This is a genomic window from Streptomyces sp. 4N124 (genome assembly GCF_052245395.1).
Lineage (GTDB): Bacteria > Actinomycetota > Actinomycetes > Streptomycetales > Streptomycetaceae > Streptomyces.
This window is the reverse complement of the sequence record NZ_JBQQBS010000076.1, coordinates 1-25,932: the sequence shown is the minus strand read 5'-3', so window position 1 is coordinate 25,932 and position 25,932 is coordinate 1. Positions and strand designations below refer to the sequence as shown.

The window sequence follows — 25,932 nt, the reverse complement described above, 5'->3', positions numbered from 1 at the left end:
CAGTGGCCGGGTGCAGGATGGACGCATGGTCAGCTCCGCACATCGAGCCCTGGACGGCTTCTCCCCCGCGACCCGCGGCTGGTTCACGGGGGCCTTCTCCGCGCCCACCGCGGCCCAGGCAGGCGCGTGGCAGGCCATCGGGGAGGGCTCGGACGTGCTGGTGGTGGCCCCGACCGGCTCCGGCAAGACCCTGGCCGCCTTCCTCGCCGCCCTCGACCAGCTCGCCTCCACACCCCCGCCGGCCGACCCGAAGAAGCGCTGCCGTGTCCTCTATGTGTCTCCGCTGAAGGCCCTGGCGGTCGACGTCGAGCGCAACCTCCGCAGCCCATTGACCGGCATCCGGCAGGAATCCGTGCGCCTCGGCCTGCCCGAGCCGGAGGTCAAGGTGGGCATCCGCTCCGGCGACACCCCGGCCGCCGAGCGCCGCGCCCTGTCCACCCGCCCCCCGGACATCCTGATCACCACACCGGAGTCCCTGTTCCTGATGCTGACGTCGGCCACCCGTGACGCGCTGACCGGCATCGAGACGGTGATCCTGGACGAGGTGCACGCGGTGGCCGGCACCAAGCGCGGCGCCCACCTCGCGCTCTCCCTGGAGCGGCTCGACGAACTGCTCCCGAAGCCCGCCCGCCGTATCGGCCTCTCCGCCACGGTCCGCCCGGTCGACGAGGTGGCCCGCTATCTCTCTCCCCGCCGCAAAGTGGAGATCGTCCAGCCCAAGTCCGGCAAGGAGTTCGACCTCTCGGTCGTCGTCCCGGTCGAGGACCTGGGCGAACTGGGCGGCTCCCCGGTGGCCGACGGCAGCGACGGGGCGGAACGCCCGTCGATCTGGCCGCATGTGGAGGAGCGCATCACCGATCTGGTGCAGGCCCACCGCTCGACGATCGTGTTCGCCAACTCCCGCCGCCTCGCGGAACGGCTGTGCAACCGGCTCAATGAGATCGCCTACGAGCGGGCCACCGGCGAACCTCTGGACGAGCACCACGCGCCCGCCGAACTCATGGGTGGCTCGGGAGCCGCCCAGGGCGCCCCACCCGTCATCGCCCGCGCCCATCACGGCTCGGTCTCCAAGGAGCAGCGCGCTCTCGTCGAGGAAGACCTCAAGGCGGGCCGCCTCCCCGCAGTGGTAGCCACATCCAGCCTCGAACTGGGCATCGACATGGGCGCGGTGGACCTCGTCGTCCAGGTCGAATCACCCCCCTCCGTGGCCTCCGGCCTCCAGCGCGTAGGCCGCGCGGGACACCAGGTGGGCGCGGTCTCCACCGGCGTGGTCTTCCCGAAGTACCGCGGCGACCTCGTCCAGGCGGCCGTGGTCACCGAGCGCATGCGCACCGGCTCGATCGAGTCGCTGAAGGTGCCGGCCAATCCCCTGGACGTCCTCGCCCAGCAGATCGTCGCCATGACGGCGTTGGACACCTGGCAGCTCGACGACCTCCTCGCCACGGTCCGCCGGGCCGCACCCTTCGCCTCACTCCCGGAGTCGGCGTTCACAGCCGTGCTCGACATGCTCGCGGGCCGCTATCCGTCCGACGCCTTCGCGGAGCTGCGTCCGCGCGTGGTGTGGGACCGCGTCGCCGGCACGATCACCGGCCGCCCCGGCGCCCAGCGTCTGGCCGTCACCTCCGGAGGCACGATTCCCGACCGGGGCCTCTTCGGGGTGTTCCTCGCCGGAGCCGACCCCAAGAAGGGCGGCGGCCGGGTCGGCGAGCTCGACGAGGAGATGGTCTACGAGTCCCGCGTCGGGGACGTCTTCACCCTCGGTACCAGCTCCTGGCGGATCGAGGACATCACCCGCGACCGCGTTCTGGTCTCCCCCGCGCCGGGCGTACCGGGCAGGCTCCCCTTCTGGAAGGGCGACCAGCTGGGCCGCCCGCTCGAACTGGGCCGCGCGGTCGGCGCGTTCCTCCGCGAGGTGGGCTCCCTGCCCAAGGACGACGCCCGCCTCCGCCTGCTCGCCGCGGGCCTGGACACGTGGGCCGCGGACAACGTCCTGTCCTACCTGGACGAACAGCGCGAGGCCTGCGGCCACATCCCGGACGACCGCACGATCGTCGTGGAGCGGTTCCGCGACGAGCTCGGTGACTGGCGGGTCGTCGTCCACTCCCCCTTCGGCGCCCAGGTGCACGCCCCCTGGGCCCTGGCGCTCGGCGCCAAGCTCTCCGAGCGGTACGGCATGGACGCCCAGGTCATGCACGCCGACGACGGCATCGTGCTGCGCCTGCCCGACGCCGACATCATGGGCCTGGACCTGCTCGACCAGGCACCGATGAAGGCAGGCACGGAGTACGACGCCGAGCAGGCGCCGGTCGGCGCGGCGGACGTGGTCTTCGACAAGAGCGAGGTCGACCAGGTCGTCACCGACCAGGTGGGCAGCTCGGCGCTGTTCGCGTCCCGCTTCCGCGAATGTGCCGCCCGCGCGCTGCTGCTGCCGCGCCGCAACCCCGGCAAGCGCACGCCCCTGTGGCAGCAGCGTCAGCGCGCCGCCCAACTGCTCCAGGTGGCCAGCGAGTTCGGCTCGTTCCCGATCGTCCTGGAAGCGGTCCGCGAGTGCCTCCAGGACGTCTTCGACGTCCCCGGACTCGTCGAGCTGATGGGCGACCTGGAGGCCCGCAAGGTCCGCCTGGTCGAGGTCACCACCCCCGAGCCCTCCCCCTTCGCCCGCTCCCTCCTCTTCGGGTACGTGGCCCAGTTCCTGTACGAGGGAGACTCCCCGCTCGCCGAGCGCCGCGCCGCCGCCCTCTCTCTGGACTCGCGGCTGCTGGCCGAGCTGCTCGGCCAGGCGGAGCTGCGCGAGCTGCTCGACGCCGAGGTTCTCACCGAGCTGGAGAAGGAACTCCAGTGGCTCACCGAGGACCGCCGCGCCAAGGATGCCGAGAGCGTCGCCGACCTGTTGCGCCTGCTCGGCCCGCTGACAGAGGCCGAGTTGGCCGAGCGGGGCGCCGAACCGCAGTGGGCCCAGGACCTGGCCGGCGCGCGCCGCGCCATCCGGGTCCGGATCGCCGGCGCCGACCACTGGGCGGCGATCGAGGACGCGGGCCGCCTGCGTGACGCGCTGGGCACGGCGCTGCCGGTCGGCGTCCCGGAGGCCTTCACCGAGCCGGTCAAGGACCCGCTCGGCGACCTCCTCGCCCGGTATGCCCGCACCCACGGCCCGTTCACATCGGCCACCGCGGCGGCCCGCTTCGGGCTGGGCGTGGCGGTCACCGAGGGCGCGTTGCAGCGCCTGGCGGCGAACGGCCGGGTCGTACAAGGGGAGTTCCACCCCGCCGGCATCGGTCAGGAGTGGTGTGACGCGGCGGTCCTGCGCCGTCTCCGGCGCCGTTCGCTGGCCGCGCTGCGGCATGAACTGGAGCCGGTGTCGCCGCCCGCGCTGGCCCAGTTCCTGCCCCAGTGGCAGCACATCGGCAAGGGCCACGGACTGCGCGGCGTCGACGGACTGGTGCGTGCCGTGGAGCAGTTGCAGGGCGCGTCCGTGCCGGCATCGGCACTGGAGAAGCTCGTCCTGCCGTCCCGCGTCGCGAACTACACGCCCGCGTTGCTCGACGAACTCACCGCCGCCGGAGAGATCGTCTGGGCCGGCGCGGGCGCGCTCCCCGGCAAGGACGGCTGGGTGTCCCTGTACCTCGCGGATGCGGCCCCACTGCTCCTGCCACCCCCGCACCCCCTGGAACTGACCGCGCTCCACCAGTCCGTCCTGGACGCCCTTTCCGGGGGCTACGGCCTGTTCTTCCGCCAGATCGCCGACCAGGTCCGGGCCACCACCCACCCCGACGCCACGGACCCCCAACTGGCCGACGCCATCTGGGACCTCGCCTGGTCGGGTCGTCTGACGAACGACACCCTCACCCCCATGCGCTCCCTCCTGGGCTCGGGCCGTACCGCGGGCTCCACGGCCCACCGCGCCAAGCGCGCGGTCCCGCGCGGTCGCTACGGCTCGCTGACCGCCGCCGCCCGCCCCGCCTCCCGCAGCGGCCCTCCGACAGTCGCCGGCCGCTGGTCCCTGCTGCCGGAGCGGGAGCCCGACACCACCGTCCGCGCCCACGCCCTGGCCCGCACCCTCCTCGACCGGCATGGCGTGGTGACGCGGGGAGCCGTCTCGGCCGAAGGCGTCGAGGGCGGCTTCTCGGCGACGTACCGCATCCTGTCCGCCTTCGAGGACAGCGGCCAGGCAAGGCGTGGCTACGTGGTGGAGGGCCTCGGCGCCGCCCAGTTCGCCATGGACGGAGCGGTCGACCGCCTCCGCGCGGTGGCGTCCGCCCGCGAACGGGGCGAGGCCCTGCCGCCCCAGTCGTACGACGCCTCCCACGGCTTCCCGCCCGGTGCCTCCGAGCCGCTGGACGGCTTCACGCCGGAGGGCTTCGACGCGCCCGACGGCTCCACAGCGGACGGCTTCGCGGAAACCGACGGCTCCGCTCCCGGCCGTGACTACGGCGCCACACCCGGTCGTGCCTACGGCTCCACTCCCGGCCATGACTTCGGAACCCCCGGCTTCGAAGATGCCTTCGGCACCCCCCGCTCCCACGCCTCCGGCCCCAACTCCCCCCGCTCCCGCGACGAGTACACCTCACCGCGCGACTTCCCCCCGCCCCGTACGACCCCGCACCGCACCCGCACCACCGACTCCCGAGCCGTCGTCCTCGCCGCCGCCGACCCCGCGAACGCGTACGGCGCCGCGCTCCCCTGGCCCGAGCCACCGACCGGCGCCGGGCACAAGCCGGGTCGCAAGGCGGGCTCCCTCGTGGTCCTCGTCGACGGCGAGCTGACGCTCTACATGGAGCGCGGCGGCAAGACGCTCCTGGCCTGGCCCTCCACCCCGGACGGCGCGGCCACGGACGACCCACGCCTGCGGGAGGCCGCCGACGCGCTCGCCACGGCAGCCCGCGCGGGCTCCCTCGGCACGGTCACGGTGGAACGCGTCAACGGCGCCTCGGCCCTGACTTCCCCCCTCGGCAGCCTCCTGGAAGGATCCGGGTTCATCGCCACCCCCAGGGGCCTCAGACTGCGGGCCTGACCCACCCGCACGCCGGGCACGGCATCAGAGCACCACGACGGCAGCCTCGTCGGAGCACCAAGGCAACCCCGTCAAAGGGGACAGCCCCCGAAGGAGAAACGGACCCACATGCCCGAAGGAGACACCGTCTGGCAAGCCGCAAGGCGCCTGCACGGCGCGCTCGCGGGCCAGATGCTGACCCGGAGCGAACTCCGGGTCCCCAAATTCGCCACCGTCGACCTCACCGGCCGGACCGTCCTGGAGGTCACTCCCCGCGGCAAGCACCTGCTCGCCCGCATCGAGGGCGGCCTGACCCTCCACTCGCACCTGCGGATGGACGGCTCCTGGAAGGTGTTCGACGCGGGCCAGCGCTGGACCGGCGGCCCCGCTCACCAGATCCGCGCCATCCTCGGCGCAGCCGCCCACACAGCCGTCGGCTACCGCCTCCCCGTCCTGGATCTCCTCCGCACGACCGACGAGCACCGGGCCGTGGGCCACCTCGGCCCCGACCTCCTGGGCCCGGACTGGGACCCCGACCGCGCCCTGGTCAACCTCCTCGCGGACCCCGCCCGCCCCCTCGGCGAGGCCCTGGTCGACCAGCGCAATCTGGCCGGTATCGGCAACGTCTACAAGAGCGAGCTCTGCTTCCTGCTCGGCGCCACCCCCTGGCTCCCCATCGGCGCCCTCCCCACCGAGCACGCCGCACAGCTCCCCGCCCTCGCCAAACAGCTCCTGGAGGCCAACCGCGACCGCCCTGCCCGCACCACCACGGGCCGCCGCGGCCAGGACCTCTTCGTGTACGGCCGCGCACCCCGCCCCTGCCTCCGCTGCCACACCCCGATCCGCGTGGCCGACCAGGGCGACGGCCGCCGCGAACGCCCCACGTACTGGTGCCCGACCTGCCAGACGGGCCCCGCCCCGGCGCCCGGCGCCCCTCGCAGGAGACGGAACCCACCCTCGTACGACTGAACGAACCGGTCGATGCGACGGAACCCGCCCCCGTCCAACTAATTGACGACCCGTCAGAAACCCTCGTACCGTCCCTTCATGCCCGTCAAGGCGTACGACCTCACCGGACGCACCGCATTCGTCACCGGGGCCGCCAGCGGAATCGGCCGGGCCTCGGCGGTCCTGCTCGCGGAGGCGGGAGCCACCGTGCACTGCGCGGACCGCGACACACAGGGCCTGCACGAGACGGCAACCCTGATCAAGGACACCGGCGGCACCGCCCACACCCACGCCCTCGACGTCACCGACCGCGCGCAGCTCCAGCAGGCCGTCCACTCCTGCGAGCATCTGCACGTCATGGCCGCGGTCGCGGGAATCATGCACAGCAGCCCTGTCCTGGACACCAGGGACGAAGACCTCGACCGCGTGCTGAACGTCAACTTCAAAGGTGTGCTGTACGCCTGCCAGGAGGCCGCCCGGCTGATGCTCGCCCAGCAGATCAGGGGCAGCATCGTCACCATGGCGTCGGGAGCCGTCGACACCGGCGGGCCCGGCCTGCTCTGCTACGGCGCAGCCAAGGCGGCCGTGGTCCAGCTGACGAAGACACTGGCGGCCGAGGTCGGCCGGCACGGCATTCGCGTCAACGCGGTCGCTCCGGGCTGGATCCGCACGCCCATGACAGACCGCCACGACAGCGAGGCCCAGGCGCACACCGAGTCGCTGATGGCCCGGAGGTCGCCACTGGGCCGGGTCGGCGAGCCGGAGGACGTCGCCCACGCGGTCCTGCATCTGGCGTCGGACGCGTCGGCGTTCACGACGGGCCAGATCCTGCGCCCGAACGGCGGGGTGGCGATGCCCTGGTAGCGAGGGCCACCCGCCAAGCCTCCCGCCAGCGCCCGGCCCGCACGGCGCCTACCGCCCGCGTCTTCGGCACGCAGTGCACCGGCAGCAGGCTCAACCCCCACCCCCCGGCGGCGACGGCGCCTTCCAGCACCCCGGCATCGGGCGCCAGCGCGAGCCGCAGCACGGCCCACCACCACAGCGCCCCGAGCCCGAGGACCGCCCCCCAGCGCACTATCGACCCCGTCATGGCTCCACCTCCGGCCCGACGCTAGGGGGCCGCCTCACCCGCCGGAAGGGCGCACCCACGGCACACGGATGCAGCACAGGCCAATACCGTCACAGCCGGGAGGCACGACCCCGCCAAGCACGGCGACCTCAAGCTCGCGGCCCGGATCAACCCGCGAGCACGACCACGTCACGGACCTGCGGCTCGGAACATCCCGCGAGCACCTCCACGTCACCCGTTCTCGGCCTGGAACATCCAGTGATGCTTCTCCAGGTCCGCGGTGACCCCGATGAAGATGTCCTGGCTGACCGGATCGGGCTCGGCGGTCGCCCCGATCCGTTCCCGCATGCGAGTGATCACCGCGCCCAGGGCATCCACCAGCGTGGCCACCGCGTCGCCGTCCGTGACCCAGCCCTCGCGCACCGGACCGATGCCGCTGCCGACCGCCACCGTCGCGGCACGCCCGTCCGCCGAGACACCCAGCGCCGAAGCGCGCTCGGCGACGGTGTCGGAGTGCGTCCGGGCCAGGGCCACGACCTCGTCGAGCTGAAGATGGACGGAGCGGAAGCGCGGGCCGACCACGTTCCAGTGGATCTGCTTGGCCACCAGGGCGAGGTCCACCAGGTCGACGAGGGCGCCCTGCAGCGCCTCGGACACGGTCTTCAGATCCGCGTCGGACAGCGGGCTCTTGACGACGTACATCCGAACCTCCGTTGGGTCGCCCCGTCACATCTCTCCACCATGACCGCCCCACCCGACACCGGCAAACGGACCAAAGGGGACACGTGAGGCACGAGAAAACCCCGGCAGCGCTCCCCCGGATCTTCCCGGCGGAGCCCCGACCGGGGCTTCACACACTTCGTCAGCTCATGCGCGTACGCGCATGACTCACGCGGCAACCACGTCCACGGCCTCGGCGGGCGCCTTGATGGTCACCCGTTCCGGTGGCACACCGGTCACCGATACGGAACCCAGCATCGGACGCACCGACGTGGGTACGGACTCGCTCGAAGTGGCCGCAGCGGACCGGGCCAGCTCGGCGAGTGCGAGCTCGTCGCTCACTTCCCGCATGAGTTCGGACATCCGTACGTCCAGCGCGTCGCAGATGGCGGACAGCAGCTCGGAGGAAGCCTCCTTCTGCCCCCGCTCCACCTCGGAGAGATAGCCGAGTGAGACTCGGGCGGACGAGGAGACTTCGCGCAGAGTACGGCCCTGGCGTTGGCGCTGCCGACGCAGCACGTCACCCAATAGGCGACGGAGCAGAATCATCGGTGGCTCCCTCCTCGGACCGCGTAGCCGCATCCTTCACGCCCCACCGTACCGCCTTGCGCCGCGGCCGTGCGGGGAGCGATGTCGTGTTCACTCAGGGCTGCAAACATCAAAACCCCCCGTTCTGTTCCGTATCCTGTGCCCGCTCATTCCCGGTCTGTTCGCTCGCAAGCTGCTGCAGGAGCAGAGCGAGTACGCTCCGTACACTCTCCATACGAATTTCCGCCCGCTGGCCGTTCAACCGCAGCGAGGCCACTTTCCCGCCACCGGTAGCCGTGGAGTCCGCTGTGAAGGGGCCGTCGACGGCGATGAAAACCGTGCCGACGGGCTGCCCGTCCTGGGGTTCCGGACCAGCGACACCGGTCGTCGCGAGGCCCCAGTCGGCGCCCAGCGCCTTGCGCACTCCTGCCGCCATCTGGGCCGCGACCTGCGGATCCACCGCTCCCCGCTGCGCCAGCAGGGTGGCGTCGACACCGAGCAGTTCATGCTTCAGCTCGGTGGCATAAGCGGTCACCGATCCGCGGAAGGCCTTGGACGCTCCTGGTGCCGCTGTGATTTCCGCCGCAACCAGCCCACCGGTCAGGGATTCGGCGACAGCCAGCGTCTCACCTCTCACAGTGAGTAGTCGCACCAGCTCGGCGGCTGCGGAATTCATGCGTCCGCCTCCTCCGACGCGGCCTTGCGCTCGGCGATTCCCTGCCTGCGCAGCACAATGGCTTGTCTCACATAGTCGAGCCCGGTCACCACGGTCAGAACCACGGCCGCCGCCATCACCCACCACCGCAGGGTGGCGAGCCATCCCGTGAGCGCCAGGACATACATCCCGACCGCGATGCCCTGGGTGAGGGTCTTCAGCTTGCCGCCGCGGCTCGCCGGAATGACGCCGTACCGGATGACGATGAAACGCAGCAGGGTGATCCCGAGTTCCCGGCCGAGGATGACGATCGTCACCCACCAGGGCAGATCACCGAGAGCGGACAGACAGATCAGCGCCGCGCCCATGATCGCCTTGTCGGCGATGGGGTCGGCGATCTTCCCGAAGTCGGTGACGAGGTTGTACGCGCGCGCCAGATGACCGTCGAACAGGTCGGTGATCATGGCGATGGCGAAGGCCGCCCAGGCGAGCGAACGCCACGCCGGGTCGTAGCCGCCGTCGGCCAGCATCAGCGCGACGAAGCCGGGGACGAGGACCAGCCGGAGCATGGTCAGGAGGTTGGCGATGTTCCAGACGCTGGCCTGATCGACGGCCGCGGCCGCCAGTTTCTTTCCACCCCGCGCCGACTTGGCACCGCCCGATGCGCCGGAGGGACCACCGGAGACGGACGCGGAAGCACCCCCGGAGACGGACGCGGCCGAGGTCACCGGTCCTTTCGCCTTGGCGGAGCCGCCCGCGGCGGACGCCGGGACTCCGGTCATCTGGTCGCCTCCTCTCCGTATCCGAGCGAGCCCTGCAGCGGCTCGGCCACCAGGTCGACACCCTCCGTACCGACCACCTTCGCCTCGACCATACGACCGACGCCGAGGCCTTCGCCGCTCGTGAGCAGCACCTGGCCGTCCGTCTCCGGAGCCTGGTGCGTACCGCGGCCGTACGCGCCCTCCTCGTCGTCGACCGATTCGACGAGCACATGCACGGTCTCGCCCACGCGCTCCTCCGCGCGCTGCGAGACGAGTTCCTCGGCCAGCCGGGAGACATGTGCCAGTCGCTCGGCGACGACGTCCTCGTCCAGCTTGTGGTCGTACGTCGCCGCCTCGGTGCCCTCCTCGTCGGAGTAGCCGAAGACGCCGATGGCATCCAGCCGCGCGCCGTTCAGGAAGCGCTCCAGCTCGGCCAGGTCGGCCTCGGTCTCGCCGGGGAAGCCCACGATGAAGTTGGAGCGCACGCCGGCCTGCGGGGCCTTGCTCCGGATGGTGTCGAGCAGTTCCAGGAAGCGGTCGGTGTCGCCGAAGCGGCGCATCGCTCGCAGCACGTCCGGGGCGGAGTGCTGGAAGGACAGGTCGAAGTAGGGCGCGACCTTCGGAGTCGACGTCAGGACGTCGATGAGCCCGGGGCGCATCTCGGCCGGCTGCAGATAGCTGACGCGCACCCGCTCGATGCCGTCGACCTCGGCGAGCTCCGGCAGCAGGGACTCCAGCAGCCGGATGTCGCCCAGGTCCTTGCCGTACGACGTGTTGTTCTCGGAGACCAGCATGATCTCCTTGACGCCCTGCTCGGCCAGCCACCGCGTCTCGTTCAGCACATCGCTGGGCCGGCGCGAGATGAAGGAGCCGCGGAAGGACGGGATGGCGCAGAAGGAGCAGCGCCGGTCACAGCCGGAGGCGAGCTTCACCGAGGCGACCGGGGAGCCGTCCAGCCGGCGGCGCAGGGGCGCACGCGGCCCGGAGACCGGAGCCACACCTTCCGGTAGGTCGGCCGGAGCGCCATGGCCGGGGATGGCGACGTCGGACACCGTCTGGCGCTCCGCCGGGCTGATCGGCAGCAGCTTGCGCCGGTCACGCGGGGTGTGGGCGGCGTGGATGCCGCCGTTCAGGATGGTCTGGAGCCGGTCGGAGATGTCCGAGTAGTCGTCGAAGCCGAGCACGCCGTCGGCCTCCGGCAGTGCCTCCGCCAGCTCTTTGCCATACCGCTCGGCCATGCAGCCCACCGCCACGACGGCCTGGGTTCTGCCATGCCCCTTGAGGTCATTGGCTTCGAGCAGGGCGTCGACGGAGTCCTTCTTGGCGGCTTCGACGAAGCCACAGGTGTTGACGACGGCGACATCCGCGTCCCCGGCGTCCTCGACGAGTTCCCAGCCGTCCGCCTCCAAGCGGCCTGCGAGCTCCTCCGAGTCCACCTCGTTACGGGCGCAGCCAAGGGTGACGAGTGCGACGGTACGGCGTTCAGGCATGGGCTCAAGACTACTTCGTCCCACTGACACCCCACGTCGACGGGGTTGGCCGATCTTGGCCAACCCCGTGAGTGCTTAACCCGATGCGACCGCTTATCCGACCTGCGGATCGCCCTTCGTGTACGTCAGCCGCTCGACCGCCCCCGGCTGCCAGTCCTCGTCGATCTTCTTGCCGTTGACGTAGAGCTGGATCGCGCCGGCGTCACCGAGGACGAGGTTGATCTTCTCGTTGTCCTGGAAGGTCTTGGACTCGCCCTGCTTGAGCAGGCCGTCGAAGAGCAGCCGGCCGTTGTGGTCCTTGGCCGAGATCCAGCTGCGGCCGTCGGCGGCGCTGACCTGGACGGTCACCTTGTCCTGGGGCGCGGCCGCGATGGCGCTGTCCGTCGGGTCGGGCTTGGGTTCGTCGGGCTTGGTCGGCGTGGGTGAGGCGGTCTTGCCGGTCGAGGGCGTGGACCCTTCGGCGACCTGGGTCTTGTCGCCGCCGCCGTCACCGCCCTTGAACGCGGTGAACCCGACGAAGCCGACCACGGCGACGATCGCGGCGACCATGGCCGCGGTCCAGTTGGGCCCGCGCCGCTCGGGGCGGATGCGTTCCGCCTCGAAGAGCGGGGCCGCCGGGGTCGGCGCCGGACGCCCGCCGTGGTCGGCGTCGTACTGGGCGAGCAGCGGGGCCGGGTCGATGCCGACGGCCTTGGCCAGGGTCCGGATGTGACCGCGGGCGTACACGTCTCCGCCGCAGGGGCCGAAGTCGTCCGCCTCGATGGCGTGCACGATGGGCAGGCGGACCCGGGTGGCGTTGGTGACGTCGTCGACGGTCAGCCCGGCCGCGATGCGTGCCTGCTGAAGGGCACGGCCGATCGAAAGGCGGGTTTCCTCGCGGTCGTCTTCGAACGGACGCTCGTCTTCAGGGGAGTTGCCGATGGACACGGGGGCGCCTTTCGAGCGTATAGCCACCTGTGCTGGAGGTTCAGTCTAGGGGGGGTGCGAAAGGGTGGGGCAACCGGGCGGTGGGACTTTGTACGCCATCGGAATGGCCGGGCATCCCGATGGTGGGGCACAAGCTTTTCGCTTCCCTCAACTTGACGTACGTCGAAGGGAAACAGTTGCTCAATGATCCCTTACGGGTGGGTCACGGTTGAACATCGGCCCGCCGCGCATCCACACGCAAGGTGACCACTGCGACCTGGTTCCTACCCGTCAGACTCCCCACGGATCACGGCCAGCACGCCATCCAGCTCGTCAGGTTTCACAAGAACATCACGTGCCTTGGACCCCTCGCTCGGTCCGACGACACCCCGGGACTCCATGAGGTCCATCAGCCGCCCCGCCTTGGCGAAGCCGACACGCAGTTTGCGCTGGAGCATCGAGGTGGACCCGAACTGCGTGGAGACGACCAGTTCGGCCGCCTGGCACAGCAGGTCCAGGTCGTCGCCGATGTCCTCGTCGATCTCCTTCTTCTGCTTGGTGCCCACGGTGACGTCGTCCCGGAAGACGGGCGCCATCTGGTCCTTGCAGTGCTGGACGACGAGCGCGACCTCTTCCTCGGTCACGAAGGCGCCCTGCATACGCGTCGGCTTGTTCGCCCCCATCGGCAGGAACAGGCCGTCGCCCTTGCCGATCAGCTTCTCGGCACCGGGCTGGTCGAGGATGACCCGCGAGTCCGCCAGCGACGACGTCGCGAAGGCCAGCCGGGAGGGCACATTGGCCTTGATCAGACCGGTCACGACATCCACCGACGGCCGCTGCGTGGCCAGCACCAGGTGGATACCGGCCGCGCGCGCGAGCTGCGTGATCCGCACGATCGCGTCCTCGACGTCCCGCGGCGCGACCATCATCAGGTCGGCGAGCTCATCGACGATCACCAGCAGATACGGATAGGTCTTGAGCTCCCGCTCGCTGCCTTCCGGCGTCTTGAGCTTGCCGTCGCGGATGGCCTGGTTGAAGTCGTCGATGTGCCGGTATCCGAACGCCGCCAGATCGTCGTACCGAAGATCCATTTCCCGTACGACCCACTGGAGCGCCTCGGCGGCCCGCTTCGGGTTGGTGATGATCGGCGTGATCAGGTGGGGAATGCCCTCGTAGGCGGTCAGCTCGACGCGCTTGGGGTCGACGAGGACCATGCGCACGTCCTCGGGGGTCGCTCGCACCATGACCGACGTGATCAGGCAGTTGATGCACGAGGACTTACCCGAACCGGTGGCTCCGGCGACCAGGACGTGCGGCATCTTCGCGATGTTCGCCATCACATAGCCGCCCTCGACGTCCTTGCCGAGCGCGACCAGCATCGGGTGGTCGTCCTCGGCTGCCGCCGCGAGCCGCAGGACGTCGCCGAGGTTGACCATCTCGCGGTCGGTGTTCGGGATCTCGATGCCGACCGCGGACTTGCCGGGGATCGGGCTGATGATCCGCACGTCCGGGCTGGCGACGGCGTACGCGATGTTCTTCGTCAGCGCGGTGATCCGCTCGACCTTCACCGCGGGGCCGAGCTCGACCTCGTACCGCGTGACCGTCGGCCCGCGCGTGAAGCCGGTGACGGCCGCGTCGACCTTGAACTCGGAGAAGACGGTGGTGAGCGAGGCGACGACGGCGTCGTTCGCGGCGCTGCGCGCCTTACCGGGGCCCCCGCGCGTGAGGAGGTCGAGCGACGGCAGGGAGTAGGTGATGTCTCCGGAGAGCTGGAGTTGCTCGGCGCGCGGCGGCAGATCGCGGATCTCGTCGGGGGCGGACTTCGTGAGATCCGGTACGTCCGCCTTGAGCTTCTCCTGCTTCGGCCGGGCGGCCGGGACAGGCGTCGGTGTAGGGGTCGGCGTGGCCTCGCGGTCGCCCACGCTCACGCCCTGGGTGAGGTCGGCGACGATCGGCGAGGGCGGCATGCCGTGCATGACGGCCCCGTCCAGCGCGGCAGCGGCGGCGGCTGCGACGTCCACGGCGTCCATCTGCCGGTCCATCGCCGGCTTGGGCACCGCGGAGCGCCTCGGGCGACCGCGACGCCGTGAGAGAGCCTCCTGCTCCGCACTGTCGGGGTCGTACGCCTCGGGCTTGGGACTGCGCCGGCGCGGGCGCGCGGGCAGCGCGTCCCGCCACTGGTCGTCGTAGCGCTCGTCGTCGTCGAAGAACTCGTCCTCGTCGTCGGCCGGGTCGTGGAGGAGCCCGAGCTTCCTGCCGAGCAGCCGCAGCCGCTGCGGGATGGCGTTGACCGGGGTCGCCGTGACGACCAGCAGCCCGAAGATCGTCAGCAGCACGAGCAGCGGTACGGCGAGCAGTTCACCCATGGCGTACGTCAGCGGGGTCGCCGCGCCCCAGCCGATGAGACCGCCGGCTGCCCTTATGGCCTGCATGCCGTCGCTGCGGGCGGGCGCGCCGCAGGCGATGTGGACCTGGCCGAGCACGCCGATGAGGAGCGCGGACAGGCCGATCACGATGCGGCCGTTGGCCTCGGGCTGCTCGGGGTGCCGGATGAAGCGCACGGCGATGAGGGCGAGCAGCAGCGGCACCAGCAGATCGAGGCGGCCGAAGGCGCCGGTGACCAGGATTTCGACCAAGTCGCCGACGGGACCGCGCAGGTTGGACCAGGTCCCCGCGGCCACGATCAGCGCGAGTCCGAGCAGCAGCAGGGCGATGCCGTCCTTGCGGTGCGCCGGGTCGAGGTTCTTCGCGCCCTTCCCTATGCCGCGGAAGACCGCGCCGACGGCGTGCGCGGCGCCGAGCCAGATCGCGCGCACGAGCCAGAAGATGCCCCCGGTGGGGTTCGGCGCCGGCTTGGGCGCGGGCTTCTTGGCCGCGGCCTTCTTGGCGGGCGCCTTCTTCGCCGGGGCCTTTTTGGCGGCGGCCTTCTTCGCCGGAGCCTTCGCCGAAGCGGCAGCCTTCTTCGAGGGCTGCTTCTTGGCTGCGGAGGGACGTGAGGCCATAGGTGTGAGGTTACCGGTGGAGACGGCAGCGGACACGTGTGCCCACTGCTTCACCCGTTCGTGTCGCCCTTGCCGGGGCGGGAAACTGACGCGCGCTCAAACACCACGTGCACGCAGCTACAACTGCGTCTGCGGCGGGCGTCAGTTCTGCGAGGGCACCGATGGGGCTCCACTGCCCGTGCCCGGCTCCAGAGCGTCCAGCGCCCGGCGCAGGCCGGTGAGTTTGCGCTCCAGGTGCGCGGCCGTGGCCACGGCCGCCGCGTCCGCGGACTCGTCGTCGAGCTGCTTGGACAGCGCCTCGGCCTGCTCCTCGACGGCCGCGAGCCGCGCCGACAGCTCGGCGAGCAGCCCGGCCGGCTCCTTCGCCTCGCCGACCGCGGTCTTGCCTCCGCCGCCCTCCAACTGGAGCCGCAGCAGGGCCGCCTGCTCCCGGAGCTGGCAGTTCTTCATGTACAGCTCGACGAAGACGGAGACCTTCGCGCGCAGCACCCACGGGTCGAAGGGCTTGGAGATGTAGTCGACCGCGCCCGCCGCATAGCCGCGGAAGGTGTGATGCGGGCCGTGGTTGATGGCGGTGAGGAAGATGATCGGGATGTCCCGGGTCCGTTCTCGCCGCTTGATGTGCGCGGCGGTTTCGAAACCGTCCATGCCCGGCATCTGCACGTCCAGCAGGATGACCGCGAAGTCGTCCGTCAGCAGTGCTTTGAGCGCTTCCTCCCCGGACGATGCCCGCACCAGCGTCTGATCGAGCGCAGAGAGGATGGCCTCCAGCGCCAGCAGATTCTCCGGCCGGTCATCGACCAGGAGGATCTTGGCCTTCTGCACCATGGCCCGCCCTCCTCGCCCCGGCTTGGGGCCTCCCCTGTCCTCAGGACTTGGGGTGACGCCGGTGCGCGCCGCCCCAGGGGACGACTCCCTTGCGCCGCCCGTCCTTGTGCCGGTCATGGTAGCCGCACCCTGCCTGTCGCCACACCCTGTCACCGCGATGTCACTGTGCACGTAGCAGAAACGCAGCAGGAGACCAGAAGGTTCCCCGTATCCCGTACTTCTACACGGCTACGGCCACACTGCGTCAGCAACTCCGGGTGAACACCGAAGGTTCCCACTACTTCCCCGCCGCTTCGCCTCGCGCCCCGACGGTTCTCGTCACTCCTCCCTCATCCACTGTTGCATGACCGCCAGCAGATGGTCGGGGTCGACCGGCTTCGTCACATAGTCGGAGGCACCCGACTCGATCGCCTTCTCCCGGTCGCCCTTCATCGCCTTCGCGGTGAGCGCGATGATCGGCAGGCCGGCGAACTGCGGCATCCTTCGGATAGCCGTCGTCGTCGCATACCCGTCCATCTCGGGCATCATGATGTCCATCAGAACGACCGCCACATCGTCGTGCTGCTCCAGGACCTCGATGCCCTCACGCCCGTTCTCGGCGTACAGCACCGACAGGCCGTGCTGCTCCAGGACGCTGGTGAGCGCGAAGACGTTGCGGATGTCGTCGTCGACGATCAGCACCTTCTGCCCGCCGAACCGGATGCCCCGGTGCGACCGCGGCGCCGTGGCCTGGTCGTCGGCGACCCAGCGCTCCTGCCCCGACTGCTCGGCCGCCTCGATGGGCGTGGCCCTGCGCCGACGCCGGAAGAGCGCGGCGGCGCCGTTCTGCGTCTCGCGGTACGACCTCACCTCGGCCGGCGTCTCGACCTCCACCTCGGACAGCTCCTTCCGATCGGCCGCGGCCCGGGACGCGGCCGCCACCAGGTCACCGGCCTCCAGTACGGGCAGCCCCTGCTGGTAGCCCTGCGGCGGCAGTTCGCTCGGGTGCAGGGGCAGATACAGCGTGAACGTCGAGCCGCGGCCCGGCTCGCTCTGCGCGTGGATCTCGCCGCCGAGCAGCTGAGCGATCTCCCGCGAGATCGACAACCCCAGACCCGTACCGCCGTACTTCCGGCTGGTCGTGCCGTCCGCCTGCTTGAACGCCTCGAAGATCACCCGCATCTTGCTGGCCGCGATGCCGATGCCCGTGTCGGTCACCGAGAACGCGATCAGATCCGCGTCCGCGTCACGCAGGGAGCCCGTCTCCAGGAGCTGCTCGCGAATCGCCAGCGGGACGTCCGCGCCGGCCGGCCGGATCACCAGCTCGACCGATCCGGAGTCGGTGAACTTCACCGCGTTGGACAGCAGGTTGCGCAGCACCTGGAGCAGCCGCTGCTCGTCGGTGTGCAGCGTGGCGGGCAGCTCCGGAGACACCCGTACGGACAGGTCGAGGCCCTTCTCCGCGGTCAGCGGGCGGAACGTGGCCTCCACGTAGTCGACGAGCTGGACGAGCGCGATCCGCGTCGGCGAGACGTCCATCTTGCCCGCCTCGACCTTCGACAGATCGAGGATGTCGTTGATCAGCTGGAGCAGATCGGAACCGGCGCCATGGATCGTCTCGGCGAACTCCACCTGCTTGGGAGTGAGGTTGGAGTCCGCGTTGTCGGCGAGCAACTTGGCCAGAATCAGCAGCGAGTTGAGCGGCGTACGCAGCTCGTGCGACATGTTCGCCAGGAACTCGCTCTTGTAGCGCATGGAGACGGCGAGTTGCTCGGCGCGCTCCTCCAGGACCTGCCGCGCCTCCTCGATCTCCGTGTTCTTGACCTCGATGTCGCGGTTCTGCTGGGCCAGCAGCTCGGCCTTCTCCTCCAGTTCGGCGTTGGACTCCTGGAGGGCCTTCTGCCGGTTCTCCAACTCCGCCGACCGCTCGCGGAGTTGCTCGGTCAGCTCCTGCGACTGCCTCAGCAGCACCTCGGTCTTGGTGTTGACGGAGATGGTGTTGACGCTGGTCGCGATCATCTCGGCGATCTGGTTGAGGAAGTCCTTCTGGATCTGTGTGAAGGGCGTGAAGGAGGCCAGCTCGATGACGCCCAGCACCTTGCCCTCGAACAGCACCGGAAGCACGATCACTTGCGCGGGCGGTGCCTCGCCGAGCCCCGAGGAGATCTTCAGATAGCCGCTCGGCGCGTTCTCCACGAGGATCGTGCGCTTCTCCTGGGCGGCCGTCCCGATCAGCGCCTCACCGGGCCGGAACGACGTCGGCATGGAGCCCATCGAGTAGCCGTACGAGCCGAGCATGCGCAGCTCGTACGCGTCCTCCTGACCGCTGCTGATGTCCTTGCCGTCGAGCAGCGGCATGGCGAGGAAGAACGCGCCGTGCTGTGCGGAGACCACCGGCGTCAGCTCGCTCATGATCAGCGAGGCCACGTCGTCGAGGTCGCGGCGGCCCTGCATGAGCGCGGAGATACGGGCGAGGTTGCCCTTGAGCCAGTCCTGCTCCTTGTTGGCGATGGTGGTGTCGCGCAGGTTGGCGATCATCTTGTTGATGTAGTCCTGGAGTTCCTGGATCTCGCCGGAGGCGTCGACGTCGATCTTCAGGTTCAGGTCACCGCGGGTCACCGCGGTCGCCACGCGCGCGATGGCACGTACCTGCCGAGTAAGGTTTCCTGCCATTTCGTTCACGGACTCGGTGAGGTCCCGCCAGGTTCCGTCGACGTCACGCACGCGTGCCTGACCGCCGAGCTGGCCTTCCGTGCCCACCTCGCGGGCGACTCGGGTGACCTCTTCGGCGAAGGACGACAGCTGGTCGACCATCGTGTTGATCGTCGTCTTGAGCTCGAGGATCTCGCCGCGGGCGTCGATGTCGATCTTCTTGGTCAGGTCACCCTTGGCGATGGCGGTCGTGACCATGGCGATGTTGCGCACCTGACCGGTCAGGTTGGACGCCATCTGGTTCACGGACTCGGTGAGGTCCTTCCAGGTGCCGGCCACGCCCGGTACGTGCGCCTGCCCGCCGAGGATGCCGTCCGTGCCCACCTCGCGGGCCACCTTGGTGACCTGGTCGGCGAACGAACTCAGCGTCTTCACCATGGTGTTGAAGGTGTCCGCGAGCTGCGCGACCTCGCCGCGCGCCTCGATCGTCACCGTCCGCGTCAGATCACCGTTGGCGACGGCCGCCGCGACCTGGGAGATGTTCCGCACCTGCATGGTCAGGTTCTTGGCCATCAGGTTGACGTTGCCGCTGAGGTCCTTCCAGATGCCGGTAACGCCCGGTACGTGCGCCTGGCCGCCCAGGATGCCCTCGGTGCCCACCTCGCGGGCCACGCGGGTCACCTGCTCGGCGAAGGACGACAGCTGGTCGACCATCGTGTTGACGGTGGTGACGAGTTCGAGGATCTCGCCCTTCGCGTCGACGGTGATCTTCTTGGACAGGTCGCCCTTGGCGACGGCTGTCGTGACCTCGGCGATCTGACGCACCTGGATGGTCAGGTTGTTCGCCATGAAGTTCACGGACTGGGTGAGGTCCTTCCAGGTGCCGGAGACACCCTGCACCTCGGCCTGACCGCCCAGCTCACCCTCCGTGCCCACCTCGCGGGCGACCCGGGTGACCTCCTCCGCGAACGACGACAGCTGGTCCACCATCGTGTTCAGCGTGTTCTTGAGCTCCAGGATCTCGCCGCGCGCATCCACGGTGATCTTCTGGGAGAGGTCACCCCGGGCCACCGCCGTCGCGACCTGCGCGATGTTGCGCACCTGGGCGGTGAGGTTTCCTGCCATTCCGTTCACGGAGTCGGTCAGGTCGCGCCACACACCGGCGACGCCGGGCACCTGCGCCTGACCGCCGAGGCGGCCCTCCGTGCCCACCTCGCGGGCGACCCGGGTCACCTGGTCGGCGAAGGCGGAGAGCTGGTCGACCATCGTGTTGATGGTGTTCTTCAGCTCCAGGATCTCGCCGCGCGCGTCGACGTCGATCTTCTGGGACAGGTCACCCCGGGCCACCGCCGTCGTCACCTGGGCGATCTGCCGCACCTGCGAGGTGAGGTTGCCGCCCATGAAGTTGACGGAGTCGGTGAGCTCCTTCCACGTACCGGACACGCCCGGTACGACGGCCTGCCCGCCCAGCCGGCCCTCCGTGCCCACGTCCCGGGCCATCCGGGTCACCTGATCCGCGAAGGCCGACAGCTGATCCACCATCGTGTTCACGGTGTTCTTCAGCTGGAGCATCTCGCCGGAGACGTCCACGGTGACCTTCTGCGACAGGTCACCGTTGGCCACCGCGGTCGTGACCTGGGCGATGTTCCTCACCTGTCCGGTGAGATTCCGGAACGCGGTGTTGACGGAGTCCGTGAGGTCCTTCCACGTCCCCGCCGCCCCCGGCACCTGTGCCTGACCGCCCAGCTCACCCTCGACACCGACCTCCCGCGCCACGCGCGTGACCTCGGAACCGAAGGACGACAGCTGGTCGACCATCCCGTTGACGGTGTTCTTCAGCTCCAGCATCTCGCCGGCCACGTCGACGGTGACCTTCTGCGACAGGTCGCCGCTGGCCACGGCCGTCGTCACGGCGGCGATGTCCCGCACCTGGGTCGTCAGGTTCCGGAAGACCGTGTTGACGGAGTCCGTCAGGTCCTTCCACGTCCCCGCCGCGCCCGGCACATTCGCCTGACCGCCCAGCTGCCCCTCGGCACCGACCTCGTTGGCCACGCGCGTGACCTCGTCGGCGAAGATCCGCAGCGTCTCGGTCATCTGGTTGATCGTGTCCGCGAGCTGCGCGACCTCGCCGCGCGCCGACACCGTCACCTTCCGCGACAGATCACCGTTGGCGACCGCCGTCGTCACCTGCGCGATACCGCGCACCTGGGCCGTCAGGTTGCCGGCCATCAGGTTCACCGAATCGGTGAGGTCCTTCCACACGCCGGCCACACCCGGCACCTGCGCCTGCCCGCCCAGCTCACCCTCGGTGCCCACCTCGCGTGCGACTCGCGTCACCTCGGAGGAGAAGGAGGACAGCTGGTCCACCATCGTGTTGACGGTGTTCTTCAGCTCCAGCATCTCGCCGGCCACGTGAACCGTGACCTTCCGGGACAAGTCACCCTTCGCGACCGCGGTCGTCACCAGCGCGATGTCCCGCACCTGGGCCGTCAGCCGGTACGCCATGGTGTTGACGGAATCCGTGAGGTCCTTCCACGAACCCGACATACCGCGCACCTGGGCCTGCCCGCCCAGCTTGCCCTCGGTCCCGACCTCACTGGCCACACGCGTGACCTCGTCGGTGAAGGTCGACAGCTGGTCGACCAGATTGTTGACCGTCCGCCCGACCTTCAGGAACTCCCCGCGCAGCGGCTGCCCCGTGGTGCCGTCCGGCGCCTGCGTCCGCAGCTCCATGCGCGGCGACAGATCACCCTCGGCCACCGCCGAGAGCACCCGGCCGACCTCGGAGACCGGTCGTACGAGATCGTCGACCAGGGCGTTCGAGTGGTCGATGGCGGCCGCCCAGGAGCCCTCACAGGCGCCTGATTCCAGCCGTTCTGTGAGCTTGCCTTCACGACCCACCATGCGCCGCACGCGCGACAACTCACCCGTCAAGTGCAGATTGCGGTCGGCCACCTCGTTGAAGACCGCGGCAATCTCGGACATCACGCCGTCGCCGGACACCGTGAGCCGCTTGCGGAAGTTCCCGTCCCGCATGGACACGAGGGCCGCCAGCAGTCTGTCCAGGGACGCCGTGTCGACCGCGGTGGTCCCGCCCCGCGGTTTGCGCTGGTTACTCAGGGACTGTCCGCCTTTCGCGCGCGTTTTAGTGCCCCGCGTCGCTGCGCCAGACTCCACTTGTCCCTCCCGCAGGGGTCGACCGTTGCTGCTGTGATCCGGTACTGCTGCTCGGCGTACCAGTTACTACTGCGTATTCCTGCCGGATATACCAGGCCACACCCGGGGCTGCTGCCCGCCGGAGGCGGATCTCACTCTGCCTGTCCGGACCTTCACAAGAAGCTTGCCCAGTGTTTCACCCTTGCTGAACCCGGCCATAACAGTTCGGCAGCTTCCCACACCGTCCGCACACCCTCCGGACGGAAACACTGCAGACCGGCATCCGCATGGACGGGGAAGGTAAGTAACCTTGCATGCGGCTGTCCAGCCGCGCCGGTCCGTCCGGCCTGGGCGGTGGCACGAGAACGAGCGGGCATCGGAGGGGCGGCCGCACCATGACCACCGGACTGATCCCGGGGGGACATCCCCCGGACCCCCGGCCGACCGACGGCCTGCCGTCGCAAACGCGACGGGAGCCGGTCGGCCACGGAGCCCTGCACGTCGACAACCGGTCGAGGAGTTCTGTGATCACCGCGCGCGCGGCCGCCAGCTTCGAGCCCGTCGGGCGATCGGTCGCGACCGCCCGCGCCTTCGTCCGCGACACGCTCCAGGGCTGGGGCTTCGCGGACATCGTCGACGACGCCGTGGTCCTCACCAGCGAGCTGGTGACCAACGCCGTGGTGCACGCGGGCACCTCCGCGGACGTCCTGTGCCTGCGCAGCGACGACGGCGTCCGGATCGAGGTCGCCGACCGCTACCCGGAGCGCGAGATCCCGCTCCAGGGCTCCGCCGTCAACATGGGCAGCCCGGACCGCGAGGGCGGCCGCGGGCTCCAGCTGTGCGCGGCGCTGGCCGGACGCTGGGGCGTCGAGTACACGCCCACGCACAAGCAGGTCTGGTTCCAACTCGACCTCCCCGAGCGTGCGGTGGGCACCCGCACGGCAGGCCCCTCGCTCCCCGCCGACCTCCTGCCGCTGGCCGACGGCCGCGTCCGCGTCGCCGTCGTCCAGATCGACCGTACGGGCTGCATCTCCGCCTGGAACGAGGACGCCGAGGAACTCTTCGGCTACGCCTCCGAACAAGTCAACGGCAAGCCCCTCACCGACCTCGCGGCCTGGCCGCACACCCCGGGCACCAGCACCGGCATCGCGGAGGCGCTCCAACTCTCGCGCTGGGAAGGCAGCTACGGCATCCGCGGCGCCAACGGCCGGGTGACCCCGGTGTACGCCTCCCACCTCCGGGTCCGCGACACCGGCGGCGAACCGTCCACGGTCTGCCTTCTCGTACGGGACCACGAACGCGCCGTCCTGCAGACGCCGTTGCGCCTCCCTTCCGACGCCACCACCGGCCCGGACGGCCAGAACACCGACCCCTTCGAGGTGTTCATCGGCTCCCCGCCCCCGGACGACCTCGACGGCCTCCTCCAGCGCACCGTGGAACGCGCCCGCGACATGCTCGACGGCGACAGCGCGTTCCTGCTCCTCGCCACCGACGACGAAACGGAGTTGGAGGTCCGCGCCTCCACCGGCCTGCCCTCCGCCCGCCAGCGCTTCGCCCGCGTCCCCGTCGAGGCGGGCCCCGGCCGCTACGGCTCGGCCCGCATGCCGGCGGTCCACGAGGACCTCACCATGGTCCCCGGCGCCGTACCCCTGCTGAGCGGCACCGGCATGCGCTCCGTCGTCACCGTCCCGCTGAAGGTCGAAGGCCGCCTCACCGGCTCCCTGGGCGTCGCCGCGGAGGGCCCCGGCAGATACTCGAACGAGGAGGCACTGCGCCTCCAATTCGCCGCGGACCGCATCGCGTTGGCCGTCGAGTCGGCCCGTCTGGGTGAACTGGAGCGCCTGCGCCGAGGCTCGCTGAGCTTCCTGGTAGAGGCCTCCGACCTGCTCGCCGGCACACTCGACCGCGACCAGACACTCGCCCTCATGGCCCAGATGACGGTCCCGACCCTCGCGACCTGGTGTGCGGTCTACACGATCGCCGACCAGGCCTCGGAGCCGTATCTGTCGTACGTCCTGCACGAGGACGAGGAACTCATCGACGGCATCAAGTCGTTGCTCTCGAAGATCGCCCCGCCGGATCCCGTGCCCACGCCCGGCGCCCGCGTCTGGTCCGCCCCCGCGGAGTCGGCCCACCAGGCGGCGCTGCGCACGTCCATGCGCAGCCTCGGCCTGGGCGAGCCCATCCCGCGCGTCAGCTCGGGCATCGGCCCGACGCTGGCCACGGCCTCGGCGGTCGGCGGCGAGACCGTGGTCCTGCCCCTCGTGGCCCGCAACCGCGTCATCGGCATGCTGACTCTCGGCAAGCCGACGGACGAACACTTCCGCCAGGAAATCCTGGAACTGGCCGAGGACCTGTCCCGCCGAGCCGCCCTGGCCCTGGACAACGCCCGCCTCTACTCCGAGCGCACAGCCATCAGCCAGTCCCTCCAGCGCAGCCTCCTGCCGCCCGAACTCCCCGACATCGAGGGCGTCGAGGTCGAGGTCATCTACCGAGCGGCCGGCGAGGGCAACGAGGTCGGCGGCGACTTCTACGACGTCTTCCCCATCAGCGACGGTGCCTACGGCTTCGCCATCGGAGACGTCTGCGGTACGGGCCCGAACGCGGCGGCGGTCACGGGCCTGGCCCGGCACGCCCTGCGCCTGCTCGCCCGCGAGGGCCTCAGCGGCCCGGCGGTCCTGGAGCGCCTGAACTCCGCCATCCTCGACGAGGGCGCCCGCAGCCGCTTCCTGACGCTCCTGTACGGCGAGATGCGCCCCCAGGACGACGGCAGCGCGGAGCTGAAGGTGGTCTGCGCCGGCCACCCGCTCCCCCTCCGCCTCCGCCAGGACGGCACGGTCGAACCGGCCGCCGAACCCCAGCCGCTCCTCGGAGTCATGGAGGACCTCGAGCTGTACGAGCAGACGGTCACCCTGGACCCCGGCGACGTCCTCCTGTGCGTCACGGACGGCGTCACCGAACGCCGCGAGGGCAGCCGCATGCTGGGCGACGACGGCCTCACCGACGTCCTCACCACCTGCACGGGCCTCACGGCCGGCGCCGTCGCGGCCCGCATCATGCGCGCGGTGGAGCGCTTCGCGTCCGACGCCCCGTCCGATGACATGGCGATCCTGGCGATGCGAGTCCCGGGACTCCACAAGGACTAGGACATCAGCAGAAAGGCCCCCCGCCGATGGGCGGGAGGCCTTTTCACTGGAGCCCCCAAACGGAATCGAACCGTTGACCTTCTCCTTACCATGGAGACGCTCTACCGACTGAGCTATAGGGGCCTGTCGCGTTCCCGAGGTTTCCCTCGCGGCGACGGGATAGATCATACCCCGAACGAACCTGTGCTCCCAACCTGGCTCTTCCTGTCAGAAGGCGGGCTGAAGCAGTCCCCCGAGGGCATTGCACGCGGACACTATTCGCTGCATGTCCCGCTTCGTCAACGACGCGTCCACAGGCAGCGCCAACGTCTCGTCCGCGGCCCGCTCGGTCTCCGGAAGAGACACACACCGACGGAACTCCGGCAGCCGATGCACAGGCGTCTTCACCGGCACCCGGCACTCAACTCCCCTGGCCCGCAAGGCCCGGGCGAAGGCGTCCCGGTCGGGCCGCCCGTTCCCCGGCACCCGCACGACGTACTGCTGGTAGGTATGCCCGTCACCACCATCGGGCGTCAGCACACCCCTCAACTTCGCATCGAGATAGGAGGCACGCTCCCTGCGCTGAGCAACCTCGACGTAGGGCACCTCGGACTCCCCCTGCTCCAGCACCAGCAGCCCATGCCGCTGCCCGAGCTCATGCAGCCGCGCGATGTCCGCCGGCCGACCGAAGCGGTGTACGACAACCAGGGCCGCTGTCCGCGGACTTACGGCCGCCTCGGCAGCGGACGTGTCCAGGCAGTACGTCACCGGGTCTATATCGGCGAACACCGGCAGCGCACCGGCCATCGCCACCGCTTCGGCGACCTCCACGTTCCCGAACGCCGGGACGACGACCTCGTCACCGACTCCGACGCCGGCCGCCCGGAGCATTGCAGCAGTACCCATGCTGCGGATGCTCGTTGCGCAACGTGAACTTCAAGTAACGCAAAACAAAAAAGGGTTGGACCCGGAACCGAAGTTCCGGGTCCAACCCATTCAAATTTTGTTCGGCGGTGTCCTACTCTCCCACAGGGTCCCCCCTGCAGTACCATCGGCGCTGTAAGGCTTAGCTTCCGGGTTCGGAATGTAACCGGGCGTTTCCCTCACGCTATGACCACCGAAA

General features: G+C 70.1%; 15 protein-coding genes, 1 tRNA gene and 1 rRNA gene. 4 read left to right on the top strand and 13 right to left on the bottom strand.

Going from position 1 to position 25,932, the window contains the following annotated elements; all coding sequences use genetic code 11:
• The first annotated feature begins 25 nt into the window (after window positions 1-25).
• The 3 genes from ACTWQO_RS43275 to ACTWQO_RS43265 all read left to right on the top strand — a co-directional run bounded on the left by ACTWQO_RS43275 (window position 26) and on the right by ACTWQO_RS43265 (window position 6,802).
• Window positions 26-5,011: an ATP-dependent helicase gene (locus ACTWQO_RS43275; RefSeq protein WP_443242866.1), complete on the top strand. Its 4,986-nt coding sequence runs from the start codon at window positions 26-28 to the stop codon at window positions 5,009-5,011.
• Window positions 5,012-5,119: 108 nt separating this feature from the next.
• Complete coding sequence (locus tag ACTWQO_RS43270) at window positions 5,120-5,959, top strand: Fpg/Nei family DNA glycosylase (RefSeq protein ID WP_443242865.1); 840 nt, start codon at window positions 5,120-5,122, stop codon at window positions 5,957-5,959.
• A gap of 78 nt (window positions 5,960-6,037) precedes the next feature.
• Window positions 6,038-6,802, top strand: coding sequence for an SDR family NAD(P)-dependent oxidoreductase (locus ACTWQO_RS43265; protein WP_443242864.1), 765 nt, complete (start codon window positions 6,038-6,040; stop codon window positions 6,800-6,802).
• Here the strand turns inward: ACTWQO_RS43265 and ACTWQO_RS43260 are convergent.
• The 10 genes from ACTWQO_RS43260 to ACTWQO_RS43215 form a co-directional block, all read right to left on the bottom strand.
• The gene (locus tag ACTWQO_RS43260; protein ID WP_443242863.1) at window positions 6,750-7,028 is read right to left on the bottom strand and encodes a hypothetical protein; all 279 of its coding nucleotides are present in this window, start codon (window positions 7,026-7,028) and stop codon (window positions 6,750-6,752) included. The two genes, ACTWQO_RS43265 and ACTWQO_RS43260, sit on opposite strands and share 53 nt — an antisense overlap.
• A gap of 210 nt (window positions 7,029-7,238) precedes the next feature.
• A complete protein-coding gene (locus ACTWQO_RS43255; protein WP_443242862.1) occupies window positions 7,239-7,709 on the bottom strand; it encodes a Dps family protein in 471 nt (156 codons plus the stop codon).
• Window positions 7,710-7,895: 186 nt separating this feature from the next.
• Complete coding sequence (locus ACTWQO_RS43250; protein WP_328355504.1) at window positions 7,896-8,276, bottom strand: helix-turn-helix domain-containing protein; 381 nt, start codon at window positions 8,274-8,276, stop codon at window positions 7,896-7,898.
• Window positions 8,277-8,385: 109 nt separating this feature from the next.
• A complete protein-coding gene (locus ACTWQO_RS43245) occupies window positions 8,386-8,931 on the bottom strand; it encodes a CinA family protein (RefSeq protein ID WP_443242861.1) in 546 nt (181 codons plus the stop codon).
• The gene (gene pgsA, locus ACTWQO_RS43240) at window positions 8,928-9,692 is read right to left on the bottom strand and encodes a CDP-diacylglycerol--glycerol-3-phosphate 3-phosphatidyltransferase (protein WP_443242860.1); all 765 of its coding nucleotides are present in this window, start codon (window positions 9,690-9,692) and stop codon (window positions 8,928-8,930) included. The genes ACTWQO_RS43245 and pgsA overlap by 4 nt, the downstream gene beginning before the upstream one ends.
• Window positions 9,689-11,161, bottom strand: a complete 1,473-nt coding sequence (rimO, locus tag ACTWQO_RS43235; protein ID WP_443242859.1) for a 30S ribosomal protein S12 methylthiotransferase RimO — start codon at window positions 11,159-11,161, stop codon at window positions 9,689-9,691. The genes pgsA and rimO overlap by 4 nt, the downstream gene beginning before the upstream one ends.
• A gap of 93 nt (window positions 11,162-11,254) precedes the next feature.
• Window positions 11,255-12,088, bottom strand: coding sequence for a helix-turn-helix domain-containing protein (locus ACTWQO_RS43230; RefSeq protein WP_443242858.1), 834 nt, complete (start codon window positions 12,086-12,088; stop codon window positions 11,255-11,257).
• Window positions 12,089-12,351: 263 nt separating this feature from the next.
• Window positions 12,352-15,069, bottom strand: a complete 2,718-nt coding sequence (locus tag ACTWQO_RS43225; protein ID WP_443242857.1) for a DNA translocase FtsK — start codon at window positions 15,067-15,069, stop codon at window positions 12,352-12,354.
• A 141-nt stretch (window positions 15,070-15,210) separates the two neighbouring features.
• Window positions 15,211-15,897, bottom strand: a complete 687-nt coding sequence (locus ACTWQO_RS43220; protein ID WP_155058323.1) for a response regulator — start codon at window positions 15,895-15,897, stop codon at window positions 15,211-15,213.
• Window positions 15,898-16,215: 318 nt separating this feature from the next.
• Entirely contained in the window at window positions 16,216-21,705 is a 5,490-nt protein-coding gene (locus tag ACTWQO_RS43215) for a HAMP domain-containing protein (RefSeq protein WP_443242856.1), read from the bottom strand.
• Window positions 21,706-22,079: 374 nt separating this feature from the next.
• On the opposite strand from ACTWQO_RS43215, the gene ACTWQO_RS43210 reads away from it, so the two are divergent.
• Complete coding sequence (locus tag ACTWQO_RS43210) at window positions 22,080-24,830, top strand: SpoIIE family protein phosphatase (RefSeq protein WP_443242855.1); 2,751 nt, start codon at window positions 22,080-22,082, stop codon at window positions 24,828-24,830.
• A gap of 47 nt (window positions 24,831-24,877) precedes the next feature.
• Here the strand turns inward: ACTWQO_RS43210 and ACTWQO_RS43205 are convergent.
• The 3 genes from ACTWQO_RS43205 to rrf all read right to left on the bottom strand — a co-directional run bounded on the left by ACTWQO_RS43205 (window position 24,878) and on the right by rrf (window position 25,931).
• Window positions 24,878-24,953, bottom strand: a tRNA-Thr gene (locus tag ACTWQO_RS43205).
• An 84-nt stretch (window positions 24,954-25,037) separates the two neighbouring features.
• Window positions 25,038-25,700, bottom strand: a complete 663-nt coding sequence (locus ACTWQO_RS43200; RefSeq protein WP_443242885.1) for a DegT/DnrJ/EryC1/StrS family aminotransferase — start codon at window positions 25,698-25,700, stop codon at window positions 25,038-25,040.
• Window positions 25,701-25,814: 114 nt separating this feature from the next.
• Window positions 25,815-25,931, bottom strand: a 5S ribosomal RNA gene (rrf, locus tag ACTWQO_RS43195).
• Window position 25,932: the final 1 nt, after the last annotated feature.

Excerpts from the sequence above, each read along its gene's own strand:
- ACTWQO_RS43275 (WP_443242866.1), top strand. The coding sequence starts at position 26 with ATGGTCAGCTCCGCACATCGAGCCCTGGACGGCTTCTCCCCCGCGACC.
- ACTWQO_RS43270 (WP_443242865.1), top strand. The coding sequence starts at position 5,120 with ATGCCCGAAGGAGACACCGTCTGGCAAGCCGCAAGGCGCCTGCACGGC.
- ACTWQO_RS43265 (WP_443242864.1), top strand. The coding sequence starts at position 6,038 with ATGCCCGTCAAGGCGTACGACCTCACCGGACGCACCGCATTCGTCACC.
- ACTWQO_RS43260 (WP_443242863.1), bottom strand. The coding sequence starts at position 7,028 with ATGACGGGGTCGATAGTGCGCTGGGGGGCGGTCCTCGGGCTCGGGGCG.
- ACTWQO_RS43255 (WP_443242862.1), bottom strand. The coding sequence starts at position 7,709 with ATGTACGTCGTCAAGAGCCCGCTGTCCGACGCGGATCTGAAGACCGTG.
- ACTWQO_RS43250 (WP_328355504.1), bottom strand. The coding sequence starts at position 8,276 with ATGATTCTGCTCCGTCGCCTATTGGGTGACGTGCTGCGTCGGCAGCGC.
- ACTWQO_RS43245 (WP_443242861.1), bottom strand. The coding sequence starts at position 8,931 with ATGAATTCCGCAGCCGCCGAGCTGGTGCGACTACTCACTGTGAGAGGT.
- pgsA (WP_443242860.1), bottom strand. The coding sequence starts at position 9,692 with ATGACCGGAGTCCCGGCGTCCGCCGCGGGCGGCTCCGCCAAGGCGAAA.
- rimO (WP_443242859.1), bottom strand. The coding sequence starts at position 11,161 with ATGCCTGAACGCCGTACCGTCGCACTCGTCACCCTTGGCTGCGCCCGT.
- ACTWQO_RS43225 (WP_443242857.1), bottom strand. The coding sequence starts at position 15,069 with ATGGCCTCACGTCCCTCCGCAGCCAAGAAGCAGCCCTCGAAGAAGGCT.
- ACTWQO_RS43220 (WP_155058323.1), bottom strand. The coding sequence starts at position 15,897 with ATGGTGCAGAAGGCCAAGATCCTCCTGGTCGATGACCGGCCGGAGAAT.
- ACTWQO_RS43210 (WP_443242855.1), top strand. The coding sequence starts at position 22,080 with ATGACCACCGGACTGATCCCGGGGGGACATCCCCCGGACCCCCGGCCG.
- ACTWQO_RS43200 (WP_443242885.1), bottom strand. The coding sequence starts at position 25,700 with ATGCTCCGGGCGGCCGGCGTCGGAGTCGGTGACGAGGTCGTCGTCCCG.